Genomic DNA, 16,081 nt, shown 5'->3' on the forward strand with positions numbered 1-16,081 from the left:
GGCGAACTCGTAAACCTGACTTAGACGAGATATTTGTTAGCTTCAATCAAACGTTTCGCAATCGCACGTTTCGTGCCGATTGAGTTGATTGGTTGGTAACGGCTGAATTTCTTCAGTGCCGACAGTAACATCCGTAACTCGTCTCCACTTGCTGCTGCGTAGAGTGTTTCTTTCGCGTCACGTTCAACACCTTCGAATGCCTGTTGTGCGAAGACTTCCGTATAACGGATTTTGAGTTCACTCTTCTCAGCGCCTTTCGAAGCGATCGCTTTTTCCGTCCGGACGATGGCTGACTCGAGCGCATAGATTGCACTCATGATATCGGCCGTGTTCGCGAGAATTTCCTGTTCGCCTTGTAACTTATCTTGATATTTCTGAACAGCCGTTCCAGCCGTCAATAAGAAGATCTTTTTCATCATCGCGAGCAAGTGACGTTCCCGGTCGAGTGGTTCTGTTCCGACTTCTGTCGGCATGAAGCTCATGACTTCTTGTTGGAGACGCTGCGCTTCCGCTAAGAGTGGTAACTCGCCTTTCATCGCTTTCTTCAAGAGCGTACCAGGAACAAGCAGACGGTTGATTTCGTTTGTTCCTTCGAAGATCCGGTTGATCCGTGAATCACGGTACATGTTCTCGACTTCATACTCCGCCATGAAACCATATCCGCCGTGGATTTGAACCGCTTCATCGATGACATAATCAAATGTCTCAGACGCAAAGACTTTGTTCATTGAACATTCAATCGCGTACTCAGCAATCGAATCAGCGACGCGTTTGCCATCTTTGCTTTCTTCTTCCGACAGTTGATCGAGGCTATCTTGGAAGAGCCCGCCTGTCCGGTAAACTGAGCTTTCCATCGCATACGTTTGGGCTGACATCGTCGCCAGTTTCTCTTGAATCAATGGGAATGAGCTGATCGGTGTTTTGAATTGTTTCCGTTCGTTCGCATACTGAACGGCGAGATCAATCGCGCGTTTAGATGAACCGACGGCACCGACAGCGAGTTTGTAACGCCCGACGTTCAAGATGTTAAAGGCGATGACGTGCCCGCGCCCGATTTCACCGAGGACGTTTTCGACCGGTACTTCCGCATCTTCTAAAATCAATGTCCGTGTCGATGACCCTTTGATGCCCATTTTTTGCTCTTCCAGACCTGTCGAGACGCCCGGGTACTCACCCTCGACGAGGAATGCCGTGAATTTATCGCCATCGATTTTCGCATAGACGACGAACAGACTGGCGAAACCGGCATTCGTGATCCATTGTTTTTCACCGTTCAAGATGTAGTGTGTCCCGGCTTCGTTCAAGACAGCTGTCGTCTTCGCACCGAGTGCATCTGACCCCGAGCCCGGTTCTGTCAATGCGTATGACGCAATCCATTCACCTGACGAGAGTTTCGGCAAGTACTTTTGTTTTTGCTCTTCGTTTCCGAAGAAGACGATTGGCAGTGAACCGATTCCGACGTGTGCGCCGTAGCTGAGGGCGAATGAACGACCACGTGCGAATTTTTCTGTGATGATTGAAGACGAGATTTTATCCATTTGGTAACCGCCATATTCTTCCGGAACGTCTGCCCCGAGAAGACCGAGCTCGCCTGCTTCACGCAAGAGACCGACTGAAAGTTCGAACTCATGTTTTTCGATCCGGTCAAGCACCGGAACGACACGATCTTCGACGAATTTCGCCGTCATGTCACCGACCATTTTATGTTCTTCTGAAAAATCCTCCGGTGTAAAGAGACGCTCCGCTTTTAATTCATCCAGTACAAAACTTCCACCTTTAATCAATTCGTTTGTCGTTTGGCTCATTGTCCTGTTCCTCCTTCAACTAATTCGAATACACCGGCAGCACCCATGCCGCCGCCAATACACATCGAGACGACACCATATTTCGCGTTGCGGCGTTTCATTTCATGTAAGAGTGATAATGTCAGTTTTGTTCCCGTACAGCCAAGTGGATGACCGAGTGCGATCGCTCCCCCGTTGACGTTGACGATGTCTTCGTTGAGACCGAGCTCACGGATGACACCAAGGGACTGTGACGCGAAAGCTTCATTCAATTCAATCAAGCCGACGTCTTCGAGTGTGATTCCTGCGAGTTCGAGGGCTTTCGGAATCGCGACGACCGGTCCGATTCCCATGACTTCCGGACGGACACCGCCGACGGCAAACGACTTGAACTTCCCGAGAATCGGCAGTCCTTGACGCTCTGCTTCCTCACGCTCCATCACGAGTACGGCTGCTGCCCCGTCTGATGTTTGTGACGAGTTCCCGGCCGTGACACTGCCACCAAGCCGGAAGACCGGGCGGAGTTTTGCCAAGCCTTCTTTTGAAGAGTCTGCCCGGACGCCTTCGTCATGCTGAACGACCCAGGATTTTTCTTCGACCTTCATGTCATCGTTGACGACGTATTCCGTCACCGTGACGGGCACGATTTCATCCGTGAACTTACCGGCTGCGATCGCGGCTGCTGCTTTTTGATGACTGCGTAAGGCAAAGGCATCTTGATCTTCACGTGAGACGTGATACGTCGCTGCGACTTGCTCTGCCGTATGCCCCATGCTCATATAATATTCAGGTTCCGATTCGACGATTGACGGGTTCGGACGAACGACGTGTCCCGGCATCGGGATTTGACTCATCGACTCGAGACCGCCGGCGATGACGGCCGTCGCTTGACCGGTCATGATCTTCATCGACGCATCAGCAATCGATTGCAGACCGGACGAGCAATACCGGTTGATAGTGATGGCCGGTACTTCGTGTGACAAGCCGCCAAGAACGGACGCGTAGCGGGCGATGTTCATCCCTTGCTCTGCTTCCGGAAGAGCACAACCGAGAATGACATCATCGATTGTTCCCTCATATTTTGAACGCTTCAACGTTTCCTTAATCGCGATTCCTGCGAGTTCATCAGAACGCATCGCTTTAAATGACCCTTTTTTTGCTTTACCGACTGGTGTCCGCGCACCAGCGACGATTACTGCTTCTTTCATTCGAATCCCCCCAGTCAGTTACGAAGCGGCTTGCCTTTGACAAGCATATGCTGCATCCGTTGTTGTGTTTTCATCTCACCGATCAAGCTCAAGAACGCTTCCCGTTCAAGGTCGAGCATGTATTGCTCATCGACGTGTGTGCCGAACGCAACGTTTCCGCCCGCGATGACATGCGCTAACTTGTTCGCGATCTTCAAGTCATGCTCCGAGACATAACCGCCATAGTACATTTCCCGTGTTGCCAGCTCAAGCGTCGCTTTCCCTGTCCGTCCGACGACTGGAATCAAGGATTTAGCAGGTGGCGTATAGCCTGTCCGGTCGAGTTCGAGGACAAGTTGTTTCGCATCATACGTCAAGTGATCCCGGTTCATCGAAATCTGATCGACAGAGCGGACATAGCCGAGTTCGCGTGCTTCGAACGCTGATTTCGAGACTTTTGCCATCGCGACGTTTTCAAATGTCTTTTGCGCTGCTTTTTCGATATTCACTAAACCATCCGGCGTATTTTCAAGTAAACGACGGTACGTGTTGACGTTTCCGCCACCACCTGGAATCAGGCCGACACCGACTTCGACGAGCCCCATGTAAGTCTCGAGTCCTGCTTGCAAGCGGGCTGCCGGAAGTGAAATCTCCGTTCCGCCACCGAGTGTCATCCCTTGTGGTGCTGCGACGACTGGACGTGACGAATAACGAATTTTTTGAATCGATTGCTGGAATTTATTGATGATCCAGTCCAGCTCGAACCAGTTTTCATCTTCTGCTTCCATCAGCATCATCGCGAGGTTCGCACCGACACAGAAGTTTTTGCCGTCGTTTGCGATGACAAGTCCACGGTGATTTTTTTCGACGAGGTCAATCGATTGTTCAATCATCTGCATGATGTCGACGCCGATCGCATTACTCTTCGACGTAAACTCAAGAACTGCTACGTCATCTCCGACATCGAGTAAACGGGCTCCGTTGTTCTCAAGCAAGACGCCGTTCGACTTGCGGACGTCACGTAAGCGGATTTCTTTCGGATTCTGTTCGCTGCCGACATACGTTCCGCTCGTCGCATCATAATGCTGACCATTTTCGTTGTAGAAACTTGTGTTGCCTGACGCAAGCATCTCGTCGACCCATGCCGGGACGTCGTAACCATCTTGCTTCATTTTCGCGACGGTCTTTTCGACACCGAGTGCGTCCCATGTCTCGAATGGTCCCATCTTCCAACCGAAGCCCCATTTCATCGCTTCATCGATTGCTTTGATGTCATCCGCGATTTCATGTGTCAGTTGTGCCGAGTAGAGCAGTGTCTTCGCATGGATCGGCCAGAGGAGTGCACCGACACGGTCGTTCGCAAAAACAACGGCTTTCAACTTATTTTTGGCACCGGGAAGAGCTTTTGCCTGACCGATTGACGGTTCAGTAAGCGCTTTCTTTTCGACGTATTCAAATGAGTTCACATCAAGTTCAAGGATTTGTTTCCCGACTTTCTTATAGAAACCTTGTCCTGATTTAGCACCGAGCGAACCTTCTGCGACGAGTCGCTTCATTTCTGCCGGGACTTCAAACGTATCTTTTTCAGGACCTTCCGGTAACAGGTCATAGACGTTGTTCGCTACATGGACGAATGTATCGATTCCGACGACGTCAAGCGTCCGGAATGTCGCGGAGCTCGGACGACCGAGTAACGGTCCCGTCACGGAGTCGACTTCCCCGATCGTATAGCCGCCTTTTTTCATCTCTTCCATCGTCACGAGCAGACCGTATGTCCCGATCCGGTTGCCGATGAAGTTCGGTGTGTCCTTCGCGATGACGACACCTTTTCCAAGACGCTCTTCCGCGAATTGTTTCATGAAGCGGACGACTTCCGGATTCGTGTCCGTCGTCGGAATCAATTCGAGTAGCTTGAGGTAACGTGGTGGGTTAAAGAAGTGCGTGCCAAGGAAACGTGAATTAAATGATGCCGAGCGTCCTTCACGCATCGCTTCGATCGAGATCCCTGACGTATTCGAGCTGACGATCGCATCTTCACGGAGGAAAGGTTCAATCGTCGCAAACAGTTGTTGTTTGACATCCAAACGTTCAACGATGACTTCGACGATCCAGTCCGCTTCCTTCAAGCGTTCGAGGTCGTCTTCAAGATTTCCGACTTCGATTAAGTCAATCAACGACTTCGAAGCGAGTGGTTCCGGATTTTGTTTCAGCAACTTTTGACGGTTTTCCCGTGCGATCCGGTTTCGGACGGCTCTGTCCGATAACGTAAGTCCTTGTTTTTCTTCCTGTGCCGTAAGTTCTTTTGGTACGATATCAAGCATCAATGTCCGAATTCCCGCATTCGCGAGGTGTGCCGCGATGCCTGCACCCATGACCCCTGAACCGATGATGACGGCGAATTGAATATGTTTCGTCAATTTAAGTGTGGTCGGCTGACCGATCTGACTCGCCATGATATACCCCCTGATTCGTAATTGAATGAACAACCATTCATTATTCTGACAAAAAAAGAAGCCCATCAATCTTTCCCCTGCTTCTTCTACATCTCCATCATAAATGAATAATGATTCAGTAGCAATAAAAAATCACATTTTGGTCAAATTTTCCTGTTAGACTAAAAGAAACAAGGGGGAGATGTCATGAAACAGACGGAACAGCTGTGGGATCAGAAGGCAACGGACTGGGCGGAACGCTCGGAAATGATGTGGACACAAGGGAGTCGTAAAACGATCATTCCTTTCCTAAAGTCGGTCATCACCGCTGGCAAGATGCTTGATTTAGGATGTGGCGACGGGGCAGCCTGTCGACTGTTGGCGGATTCTTTTGACATGACGGGACTTGATTTATCGGAGGAAATGATTCGGATTGCCCGTGACAAATCACCGACCCTCGACTTTGTCGTCGGCACCGGTGAAGCCTTACCATTTGCAGATGATGCGTTTGACGCAGTCCTCGCCGTCAATTCGCTCGAGTGGTCGATGCGTCCGCTCACAGTCCTTCAGGAAATCGAACGGGTTGCACCAATTGTCGTCATCAGTCTGCTCGGACCGACGGCAGCACCACGGGCTTTAGCCTATCGTCGTTTATATGGCGAAGAAGTCGCGATGGGCAATACGATGATGCCGTGGGAACTCGTCCAACTGGCAGAAGAACGTGGTTGGACATTGCTCGACGAAGCAGTCATTCAAAAAGAAGGGGCTGTGTTGACCGGTCACCGGTTACTCGATCAAGCGCATGCGTTTTCATGTTTGTTTGCGTTTCGGACACGAAATTAAAGAAAATCGGGTCTCTATAACAGACGTATGTCCACCCGCTTTTCTCGGGCGGGACGCAAGCCGCGCCCATCTAACGATGATCGGGTCTTGCCTGTCCCTGACGGAAGCTACGCTTCCTTTTCCCGTAGAAGTCGAGTGGACACGTCTGTTTGCTGATAACCCATTCAACATAATCGTTCATCTGCTGACACGTATCAAGTAGAAAAAATCACTCGATTCATGCAACTCCTACAGGAAAAAGCGCATTTTTTTGCGCTGACAGAGACAAACAAGACCCGACTTGCGAATAGCAAAGTCTGGCTTGTGTCTCGCCTGAGGAAAGTGCATGAATAACGAGTGATTTCTTTTGAGTCTCCCAGCCAGATTAGCTACGAAAAGCACAGGGATAGAAAAAAATTTCAAACAATAAAACAAAAAGATGAAGCCATGACAGCTCCATCCCTGTTGTTTCGATTACCCTTTGACCATTCCTTTAAGGACGAACGCGACGTTTGCCGGACGTTCTGCTAAACGGCGCATGAAGTAGCCGTACCAGTCACGGCCATACGGGACGTAGACACGGACTTTATAACCGAGCTTCACGAGCTCAAGCTGACGTTCGACGCGGATGCCGTACAGCATCTGGAATTCGAACTTATCATTTCCGATTCCATTTTCCTTCGCGTAGCGAATGATTTGTTCAATCATCGCGTCGTCATGCGTCGCGACCGCTGCATAATTTCCGAGTGACAATTGAAGTTTTACGAGTTTGATGTAGTTGTGGTCGACATCTTCTTTTTCCGGGAAGGCGACCGTCGCCGGCTCCTTGTATGCCCCTTTGACGATGCGGAGGTTCGTTTCAAACCGTCCGACCCGTTTGATGTCGTCTTCTGAACGATACAGATAAGACTGAATGACGGTACCAATGTTATCAAACGACTGACGCAACTCTTCAAACAATTGAATCGTTTTTTCACAACGTGGTTCATCTTCCATGTCGATGGTCACGAATACGCCGAGCTCTTTCGCCCGTGTCAAAATCCGTTCCATGTTCGATCGAATTAATTGATCTGAAATATCAAGGCCAAGTGACGTTAACTTTAGTGAAAGTTGCGAGTCTAATTTCTCTTCCGCAATCATTTCGACGGCGCGGATACACTCTTGCGTCATCATCTCCGCTTCGGCTCCAGTCGAGATGAACTCACCGAGGTGATCCATCGTCACACATAATCCTTTTGCATTCAAATCTTGAATCGCCCGTTTCGATGCTTCGAGTGAATCCCCCGCCACGAAGCGACCAGCCCCAAACTTCAGACCATATCGTTTCGCTAATCCATTCAATGTCTTATTCTGCGATAAGAAGATAAAACCATCCCGTAGTACTCGTTCCATCACTCATTATTCCCCCTAAATAAATGCTAGGCTGTTTTACCGTATCGGTTCACATCACTGCACTCATATTATGACATAAAGCGCTTACATATGCTCTCTCTTTTGTTTTTTTCGTAAAGATCGTTGTGCAAAAAAACCAACTGCAAAAAACAATACGTATAAAAAGACAGCTAAGAAAAATTGCCACGAAAATGGATCGCGCAGACTCGCACCGATGTTGTTGTAAACGAACGCCCCAGGAATGATACCGAGATAACTTGCAAGTGCAAACTGCTTAAATTTAATTTTCGATAGACCGGACGCATAACTGATTGCATCAAATGGAAACAATGGAATCAAGCGGACGAGCAACACGACTGTAAAACCATTCGAAGCAATCCGGTCGTCGAATACCGTCAGCTTACCGGTCCCAATGATTTTCTCGACAGCGCGCCGTCCGAGCAGGCGGGCAATCCAAAAACTGAGTAAACTGCCTGTCCCTGCCCCGATGACGTCAAGCAACGTGCCGAGCCACGGACCATATGTATAACCGCCGAACATCGTCAGTAAGCTCGCCGGGAAAAAGACGAGTGGACGGATCGTATAGGCGAGAACGTACAGCAGCATGCCGGGAAAGCCTTGCGCGAGAATCCAGTTCGACAACGCCTCTAAATCAAATTGCTCCATCATCCCCGACAAGCGGAAATAAAGGAGCAATCCGAGTCCGAACAATAAATAAAGTGAAAAGGGAAGCCAGTCCCGCAAGCGAAGTTTCTTCATGACATCGGTGCCGGTGCCACGTAATAGAAAATCGAGAGGAAAATCAAGACACTTCCTGCGAGAACAAACAGATGCCAAATCGCATGATTGTACGGCAAACGAGCCCAAACGTAAAAGATGACGCCGAGTGAGTACGCGAGTCCACCGCCGAGTAGTAACAAGAACCCTTGTAAACCAAGTGCTTCATAGATCGGTTTAATGGCGAAGAGACAACACCAGCCGAGCACCAAATAAGAAACGTTCGAAATCCAGACGTGTTTCCCCGTCGAATAGAGTTTCCAAATCATCCCGAGCGTCCCGACGCCCCAGACGATGCCGAGCAACGTCCAACCGAGTGGTCCGCGTAACGTAATCAACGCGAACGGTGTGTAACTCCCTGCAATCAAGAGATAGATGCCTGCGTGATCGAGAATTTGCAGGACTTTGTTCGCTTTCGTATGCATCAGCGAATGCATCAATGTCGAGAACAGATAAAGTAAAATCATCGTCGCGCCAAAGATGCTGACCGCCGTGATGTTCCATGCACTACCGGATTTCGTTGCCTGTAACACAAGCAAAACAAGTGCCACGATACTAAAGATGACACCGAGCCCGTGCGTAATCGCACTGGCGATTTCTTCTTTCAAGGAATCCCCTTTTGCGAGTAACTCTTCGAGCGTTTCTTTGGACTGTTCCTTAATCGTTTTCGTAATTTCTTTTTTTGTGATCAAACAAACACCTACTTTCTAAACAAGACAGACTATGCCCTTGATTATACGCCCGAACAGCAAGACTGCCTATTAAAACATTCTGTCAATTTGATGACGTCCTGGGCACTGTAACCTATTCCCGATTTTTCATCAAAAAAATCCACTTCCCGCAAAGGAATGTGGATTTCGGATTTACCACCGTTCGATATCCGGACGATCTTTGAACGTCGATTTCGTACCGTGCCGTTCGTTCAGCACCGCTTCGACTTCTTTATACGAGACACCTCGGTCAGCAAGCAAGACCGTCAAGTGGTACAACAGGTCTGCCGTTTCTTCTGCTAATGTGTCGTCGCCTGCGAGGACGACCTCGAATGCTTCTTCCCCGAACTTCTTCGCGATTTTCTCGCGTCCCGCTTGGACGAGATAGTTCGTGTACGAAGAGTCCTCATTCGCCGCGATCTTTTCTTTTACTGTCTGTTCCAATTCATGTAGCATGGGGCACCTCCACTTCAGTATAGAAACATGTCCGGTTGCCGGTGTGGCACGTCGGACCATTCGCTTTGACCGTAATCAACAGACTGTCCTGGTCACAGTCAATCCACATGCGACGGAGCTCGAGCGTATGTCCGCTCGTCTCCCCCTTCGTCCAGAGCCGGTTCTTCGTCCGTGAGAAAAACGTGACGAGTCCGGTCGCAAGCGTTTTGTCGTAAGCGGCCTGATCCATGAACCCGACCATCAGGACATCGTTCGTCGTTTCGTCTAGAATCACCGCCGCAACGAGTCCTTTTGAAAAATTCAGTTCAATCATCGGACGTCGACTCCTCTCGCCTTCAAGTAGTCCTTCGTCTCAGGCATCGAATACGTCGCTTCGTGGAAAATTGAAGCGGCAAGTGCAGCGTCGGCACCTGCTTCGAGACCTTCGGCTAAATGCTCAAGTGTCCCGACACCGCCGGACGCAATAATCGGCACGTTAACGACGTCGCGTAACCGTTGAATCAGTTCCAGGTCATAGCCGTCCTTCGTCCCGTCCGCGTCCATCGACGTGACGAGTAACTCGCCGGCGCCGAGCGCAACGACTTCCTGCGCCCACTCGATGACGTCCCGACCGACAGCCTGTGTCCCGCCGTGTGAGAAGACCCCCCACGAGTCGCCCGTCCGTTTGGCATCAATCGCGACGACCGTCGCCTGGACACCAAACAACTGACTGACGTCATGGACAAGCTGCGGATTCTGCAGAGCGGACGAATTGAGAGAGACCTTATCGGCACCGGCGCGGATCAGGCGTTTCGCGTCCTCAAGCGTCTTGATCCCGCCGCCGACCGTAAACGGCATGTAGATGACTTCAGCGACCCGCTCGACGATATCGAGCATCGTCTCCCGTCCTTCTTGTGTCGCCGAGATATCAAGCAAGACGAGTTCGTCCGCCCCTTGTTCATAGTAGTACTTCGCGACGGCGACGGGATCGCCGAGGTCACGTAAGTTTTGGAACTTGACACCTTTGACGACACGCCCTTCCTTGACGTCGAGGCAGGGAATGATTCGCTTCATCAACATACGGTCAGCACCTCTTTCAACGAGAGTGACCCGTCGAGTAAGGCACGGCCGATGACGGCACCGTCCATCCCGATTTCTTTTAAGCGGGCGACATCTTCGACCGTCGTCACGCCACCGGAAGCAATCAGTTCAACGCCGTCCCGTTTCAAGCGGTCGAGTCCGTCGACGTCCGGTCCCTGCATCATCCCGTCGCGCGAGATGTCGGTATATAAAAACGTCTTGATGCCTTTTTGAATCAAGTGTTCGATTGCCCGTTCGAGCGTCCAATCACTTGCTTCGAGCCAGCCGCGTGTCTGGACGATACCGTTTTTCGCATCCAGGGCAACTGCTAACTTGTCCCCGGCTTTCTCAATCATCTGTTCGAGCAAGGCTTCGTCCTCGAGGGCGACCGTCCCAATCAAAATTCGATCGATACCGGCACCGACGTAGGCTTCGACCGTCTCGATGTTGCGGACACCGCCGCCTGCTTCAACGAACAGCCCTGTCTCTTTTTTGATATCGGCGATCAGGCTCAAGTGCAAGGGTTCGCCCGCTTTCGCGCCATCTAAGTCAATCAGGTGAATCGCTGTCGCACCGTCGTCCTTAAACCGTTTCGCGATTGTCAGCGCATCCCCGAAAAAAGTTTGTTGTTGAAAATCACCTTGCTTGAGCCGGACGGCTTGTCCGCTCATTAAATCGATTGCTGGGTAGAGTTGCATGTCGTCTCTCTCCATTCTTTAAGTAATTTCAGTCCGACTTCGCCACTCTTCTCCGGGTGGAATTGCATCCCCGTCACTAAGTCCTTTTGGACGATTGCCGGGACGAGTCGACCGTATTCGACGGAATCGATAATCCAGTCCGGTTCGCAGACGGCACCGTACGAGTGGACGAAATAGACAGCTTCGCCGTGATTCGTCAGTTCGTGCCAGCCCATATGTGGTAAACGGACCGTTTCCGGTAACTTCTCGATCGTTCCCGGTAAAATGCCCAGTCCCTGTGTCTGACCGTTTTCGTCACTCGATTCAAACAATAACTGCATCCCGAGACAAATCCCGAGGAACGGTTTTTTCGTCGCTTGGTCCTGCAAGAAGTCAATCAAGCCGGTCTCTTTTAACCGGGCCATCGCCGGGGCATAGGCACCGACGCCGGGCAAGACGAGTGCTTCCGCCTGTCCGAGCAGTTCGATGTCACTCGTGACGATGACCGCTTCACCGAGTTCTTTTAACGCCCGTTCGATGTTCGCGATATTCCCGACGCCATAATCTACGATTGCGATCATTGATCAATCAGTCCTTTCGTCGAGGGCACGCCTTCACTCGTCACGGCGATCGCTTGGCGAACTGCCCGTCCGAGTGCTTTGAACAAACCTTCAATCATGTGGTGCGTGTTCGAGCCGTAGAGGACCTCGGCATGAATCGTCATCCGCGCACTCCGCGACAAGCCTTGGAAAAATTCTTCCGCGAGCTCCGTATCGAAATCCCCGAGCTTCGGATTTTTGAATTCAGCGCGGAAGACCGTATAGGGACGTCCACTGAAGTCGAGAACGACGGACGCGAGTGTCTCATCCATCGGTACACGGGATTCACCGTAGCGTTCAATCCCGGCCTTGTCACCGAGTGCTTCCGTCAAGGCAGCCCCGAGGACGATCGCTGTATCTTCGACCGTATGGTGGGCATCAATCCAAAGATCGCCCTTCGCTTCGATGACGAGTCCAATCCGCGCTTGAAAGGCGAATAACGTCAACATGTGATCAAAGAAGCCGACGCCTGTTTTAATCTCGACCGGGCCTCCCGCGAGGTCGACCGCGACCTTGATTTCTGATTCTGAACTTACTCGTTCGCTTGTCCCACGACGCATTGCATTTCCTCCTCTACACATCTTTCTAGTACGTTCATTGATTCAACCGAACCACAACTGATCCGGAACGCTCCGTCAAACAAGCGGATCCGCAGTCCGGCTTTGGCGCACCGTTCAGTAAAACGTTCCGCTTCATCATATTCGACATAAACGAAATTCGCGGCACTCGGATAGGTTGTTCCGAGCGGCTCGACGAGACGGGCAATCGTGTCCCGGCTCGCATACGTTTCCTCTAAGACAAGATCAAGTTCCGGTTCGGCCATGATGGCGATTCCGACCGCTGCCGAAAGACCCGATACATTGTACGGCGACTTGATTTGTTCGACTTCCGCAACAATCGCTTCACTGGCGATCAGGAAGCCAAGGCGCAGGGACGCAAGTCCGAACGCTTTCGATAATGTCCGGAGAATGATGGCGTTCGGATACTCCTCGAGTAAGCCGACCATCGACTGCTCGAGGGCGAAGTCGATATACGCTTCATCGATGACAACGTATTTGCCGCTGTCGAGTAACCGGCGCACGTCGGCTTCTTTTCGTAAGATTCCCGACGGATTGTGCGGGTGACTGATGAAGATGATGTTCCCCGGTGCAGCAATCAAGCTGTCGACGTCGAGTGCCATCCCGTCGAGGAGCGGTACTTTACTGAAATCGGCCCGCGCGCGGTCGGCATAAAACTGATACATGACGAAGTCCGGTTGCGAGGCGATGACCGGTGCGTCCGGTCCACCGTAACGGGCACAGATGTAGCCAATCAGTTCATCGGAGCCGTTTCCGGCCACGAGTTGTGTCGGACGGACACCGGCATAGGTGCTGTAAGACGTTTTGACTTGGTCGATGATTTCGACCGGATATTCATTTAACGGAAACGTCTCGACGAGTTGTTTAATCGTCTCGATTCCGACTGTACTATGGGCAGTAAAGCGTTCATTTTGGTGGAGTCGCATCAGTTTTCCCTCACTTCTATCGCTTGTGCGTGTGCTTCGAGTCCTTCGACCCGGGCAACGGTCTTCGCGGCATTGGCAAGACGCTGGACACCTTCTCGTGTCGCTTCGAGCATCGTCTGGTGACGCAGGAAGGTCCGGGCCGATAAGCCGGACGCAAAGCGTGCCGTCCCTGACGTCGGTAAGACGTGGTTCGTTCCGGCGACATAATCCCCGAGCGTCTCCGGCGTTTCGTGACCGAGGAAAATCATCCCGGCGTGACGAATCGATTTGACGACGTCCTGCGGATTGGCGACGGCGAGTTCCAAGTGTTCGGCTGCCAGCCGGTTCGCTTCCTCGATCGCTTGCTCGAGCGAGGCGACGAAGACACCGCCGTTTTCCATCGCCCGGCGAGCAATTTCTTGACGCGGTAATTGTTGCAGGCGTGTTTCGATGTTGGCATCGACATCTGCTTTCATCGCTTCTGTCGGGACGAAGGCGATCGCGACCGCGTCCCGGTCGTGTTCCGCCTGGGCAAGTAAATCAGCGGCAATCCGGTCCGGGTGCGCCGTCTCATCCGCGATGACGACGACTTCCGACGGTCCGGCAACGGAATCAATCCCGACGATCCCGTAGACTTGGCGTTTCGCTTCCGCGACAAACCGGTTCCCCGGTCCGACAATCAAGTCGACGGCACCAATCGTTTCCGTTCCGAATGTCAATGCGGCGACGGCTTGGGCGCCACCGATCGTATAGATTTCCGTCACACCGGCGATTTGAGCCGCGACCAAGACTTCATCCGTCAGTCCTGTCACGGGTGTCACCATGACGATCCGTTCAACACCGGCAACTTTTGCCGGAATCGCGTTCATCAGGACGGTCGACGGATAACTTGCCGCGCCACCCGGGACGTAAATCCCGACCGAATCGACGGGAAGGAACCGTTGGCGCCGCGTGATATCCGCTTCGACGAGTTCGATGTCGGACGGTAACTCTTGTTCGTGCCACTCGACAAGGCGTGTCGCCATCAATTTGAGCGAGTCGATTAAATTCGTGTCCGCCTGCTCGAATGCTTGTTGAATCCGTGTTTCGTCTAATCGCAAATCTGTCAGCTCGATGTTGTCGAACTGTGCCGTATAGCGGCGGACTGCTGCGTCGCCATCAGTTGCGACCGTTTCAAGGATCGCCCGGACGGCTTGTTCCGTCTCACGGTCGACGCTGAAGTTTTTTGTCGTTGCCATTACCGTGTCACTCCTTCTGTCAGCTGTTCCAGTAGTTGAATCACTTCGACCCGCTTGCGTTTCAGTGTCCATTCACTCGTAAAGAACCGGGCACTGATGTCGATGATTTTTTCGTATTCGTTCAGTCCGTTCGCCCGTAACGTCTCGCCCGTCTCGACGATATCGACGATTGCATCGGCGAGTCCGAGGAGCGGTGCCAGTTCGACCGATCCGTTCAACGGGACGATATCGACGTCGACGCCGAGTTCACTGAAGTAGCGTTTTGCGATGACCGGATACTTCGTTGCAATCCGGACCCGGCGGCCGCCTTCGAACTGGAGCGGCTCTTTCGCACAGACCGACATCCGGCAGACGCCGAACGGTAACTCCGTCAGTTCCGATAACTCCTGATCCGACTCGAGTAAGATGTCGCTGCCGGTGATTGCGACGTCAAGGACGCCCTGGGCGACGTACGGGATTAAGTCCGATCCTTTCATGAAGACGAATTCATGCTCGCCCCGTTTGACGATCAATTCACGTTCAATCGCGCCCCATGTCTCGACGCCCGCTTCTTTTAAGTAACGCTCGGTCGCTTTCGACAGGCGCCCCTTCGTGATTCCGATTCGCATTTACAGCACCTCCGCAAGCCGTTCGACCGAAAATCCGATGCCGAACGCCTGTTGTTGTTGACCAAACTGTTCATATAACCGGTCGTAACGACCGCCGACTAAGACCGGCTCCGTCACACCATCGATGAAGCCGTGGATCGTCACACCGTCATAATACGTCTGTAAGCCCATCTGTCCGAAGTCGAGATCGGCATTGACGGCGTCCGCTAAATCAAGGACGGCGTTCAACCGCGTTTCATCGACGAACGGTAAGATTTTTTCTGCGCCTTCACGTCCGAATAACAGCGGGAGTTTTGCCAGCAATTCATCATCGAGTTCGCGGGCGATTTGTTTCAGTTCAATCACGTTCCGCAACCGCAACATCTGCGTCACCTGGTCGCGCAAGTGGTGGTCACCGACCCGTGTCTCAATCAAATGTTCAATCAGTCCGGCGTCGCCGATCGATAACGTGACTGCTTTGCCCGTCAACTTTTCAATCAGACGGACGGCCAGCTGAATCGCTTCGACGGCTGCGATCTCGCCACGTTCCTCAAACCCGACTTGGAACTTCTCTTCCGGCTGAAAGACCGAACCACTGTAAAAGACACGTTTATATTGTTCACGGCCACGCTCACTGAGGGCGCGGGCGACACTTGTCGTAAAGTCCATCCGAATTTGTTCCCGTCCACCAATTTCTTCAATTAAAGGTGTGATTAATCGGGTATAGTTAGATTGTTCGAGTCCATCCTCAAGCTGACGGATGACCCGTTGCAGACGTTCTGCTGACGGTCCGACATAGTCTGTCGCCCCGTCCTTGAGTCGAATCGTAGAAAATGATTGCATGTCGCCACTCCTTTATCTTATTATCACTGTACCAC

The 16,081-nt window shown here is 51.8% G+C and carries 15 protein-coding genes and 1 pseudogene; 1 reads left to right on the top strand and 15 read right to left on the bottom strand.

Going from position 1 to position 16,081, the window contains the following annotated elements; translation table 11 throughout:
• Window positions 1–20 precede the first annotated feature (20 nt).
• Genes KNP88_RS03960 through KNP88_RS03970 form a run of 3 tightly spaced genes read right to left on the bottom strand, consistent with a single transcriptional unit; the run spans window position 21 to window position 5,424 of the window.
• Entirely contained in the window at window positions 21–1,805 is a 1,785-nt protein-coding gene (locus tag KNP88_RS03960) for an acyl-CoA dehydrogenase family protein (protein WP_088837709.1), read from the bottom strand.
• Window positions 1,802–2,992, bottom strand: coding sequence for an acetyl-CoA C-acetyltransferase (locus KNP88_RS03965; protein ID WP_088837710.1), 1,191 nt, complete (start codon window positions 2,990–2,992; stop codon window positions 1,802–1,804). Before KNP88_RS03965 ends, KNP88_RS03960 begins: the two co-directional genes overlap by 4 nt.
• A 14-nt stretch (window positions 2,993–3,006) precedes the next feature.
• The gene (locus KNP88_RS03970) at window positions 3,007–5,424 is read right to left on the bottom strand and encodes a 3-hydroxyacyl-CoA dehydrogenase/enoyl-CoA hydratase family protein (RefSeq protein ID WP_214892358.1); all 2,418 of its coding nucleotides are present in this window, start codon (window positions 5,422–5,424) and stop codon (window positions 3,007–3,009) included.
• 186 nt (window positions 5,425–5,610) lie between these two features.
• On the opposite strand from KNP88_RS03970, the gene KNP88_RS03975 reads away from it, so the two are divergent.
• Window positions 5,611–6,246 (top strand): class I SAM-dependent methyltransferase, encoded by a 636-nt coding sequence (locus KNP88_RS03975; RefSeq protein ID WP_214892360.1) that lies wholly within the window; start codon window positions 5,611–5,613, stop codon window positions 6,244–6,246.
• A gap of 453 nt (window positions 6,247–6,699) precedes the next feature.
• Here the strand turns inward: KNP88_RS03975 and KNP88_RS03980 are convergent, their stop codons facing one another.
• The 12 genes and pseudogenes from KNP88_RS03980 to KNP88_RS04035 form a co-directional block, all read right to left on the bottom strand.
• Window positions 6,700–7,617 carry a proline dehydrogenase family protein gene (locus KNP88_RS03980; RefSeq protein ID WP_029331301.1) on the bottom strand — a complete coding sequence of 306 codons (918 nt, stop codon included), beginning with the start codon at window positions 7,615–7,617 and terminating at the stop codon, window positions 6,700–6,702.
• Window positions 7,618–7,701: 84 nt separating this feature from the next.
• Window positions 7,702–8,376, bottom strand: a complete 675-nt coding sequence (locus KNP88_RS03985; protein ID WP_088837713.1) for a TVP38/TMEM64 family protein — start codon at window positions 8,374–8,376, stop codon at window positions 7,702–7,704.
• A complete protein-coding gene (gene trhA / locus KNP88_RS03990; protein WP_214892826.1) occupies window positions 8,373–9,056 on the bottom strand; it encodes a PAQR family membrane homeostasis protein TrhA in 684 nt (227 codons plus the stop codon). The genes KNP88_RS03985 and trhA overlap by 4 nt, the downstream gene beginning before the upstream one ends.
• Window positions 9,057–9,257: 201 nt before the next feature.
• Window positions 9,258–9,873 (bottom strand): annotated as a pseudogene (hisIE, locus tag KNP88_RS15865) (bifunctional phosphoribosyl-AMP cyclohydrolase/phosphoribosyl-ATP diphosphatase HisIE).
• The gene (gene hisF / locus KNP88_RS04000) at window positions 9,870–10,619 is read right to left on the bottom strand and encodes an imidazole glycerol phosphate synthase subunit HisF (RefSeq protein WP_029331307.1); all 750 of its coding nucleotides are present in this window, start codon (window positions 10,617–10,619) and stop codon (window positions 9,870–9,872) included. Before hisF ends, hisIE begins: the two are co-directional and overlap by 4 nt.
• Window positions 10,613–11,317: a 1-(5-phosphoribosyl)-5-[(5-phosphoribosylamino)methylideneamino]imidazole-4-carboxamide isomerase gene (hisA, locus tag KNP88_RS04005; protein WP_029331308.1), complete on the bottom strand. Its 705-nt coding sequence runs from the start codon at window positions 11,315–11,317 to the stop codon at window positions 10,613–10,615. Before hisA ends, hisF begins: the two co-directional genes overlap by 7 nt.
• Window positions 11,290–11,877 carry an imidazole glycerol phosphate synthase subunit HisH gene (gene hisH, locus KNP88_RS04010; RefSeq protein ID WP_029331309.1) on the bottom strand — a complete coding sequence of 196 codons (588 nt, stop codon included), beginning with the start codon at window positions 11,875–11,877 and terminating at the stop codon, window positions 11,290–11,292. The genes hisA and hisH overlap by 28 nt, the downstream gene beginning before the upstream one ends.
• Entirely contained in the window at window positions 11,874–12,455 is a 582-nt protein-coding gene (hisB, locus tag KNP88_RS04015) for an imidazoleglycerol-phosphate dehydratase HisB (protein ID WP_088837717.1), read from the bottom strand. Before hisB ends, hisH begins: the two co-directional genes overlap by 4 nt.
• Complete coding sequence (locus KNP88_RS04020) at window positions 12,428–13,399, bottom strand: pyridoxal phosphate-dependent aminotransferase (RefSeq protein ID WP_214892362.1); 972 nt, start codon at window positions 13,397–13,399, stop codon at window positions 12,428–12,430. Before KNP88_RS04020 ends, hisB begins: the two co-directional genes overlap by 28 nt.
• Window positions 13,399–14,616 carry a histidinol dehydrogenase gene (gene hisD / locus KNP88_RS04025; protein WP_214810578.1) on the bottom strand — a complete coding sequence of 406 codons (1,218 nt, stop codon included), beginning with the start codon at window positions 14,614–14,616 and terminating at the stop codon, window positions 13,399–13,401. Before hisD ends, KNP88_RS04020 begins: the two co-directional genes overlap by 1 nt.
• A complete protein-coding gene (gene hisG / locus KNP88_RS04030; protein WP_029331313.1) occupies window positions 14,616–15,224 on the bottom strand; it encodes an ATP phosphoribosyltransferase in 609 nt (202 codons plus the stop codon). The genes hisD and hisG overlap by 1 nt, the downstream gene beginning before the upstream one ends.
• Window positions 15,225–16,046, bottom strand: a complete 822-nt coding sequence (locus KNP88_RS04035; protein ID WP_214892364.1) for an ATP phosphoribosyltransferase regulatory subunit — start codon at window positions 16,044–16,046, stop codon at window positions 15,225–15,227. It lies immediately after the preceding gene.
• Window positions 16,047–16,081 lie beyond the last annotated feature (35 nt).

This window comes from Exiguobacterium sp. H66, assembly GCF_018618705.1.
Lineage (GTDB): Bacteria > Bacillota > Bacilli > Exiguobacteriales > Exiguobacteriaceae > Exiguobacterium_A > Exiguobacterium_A oxidotolerans.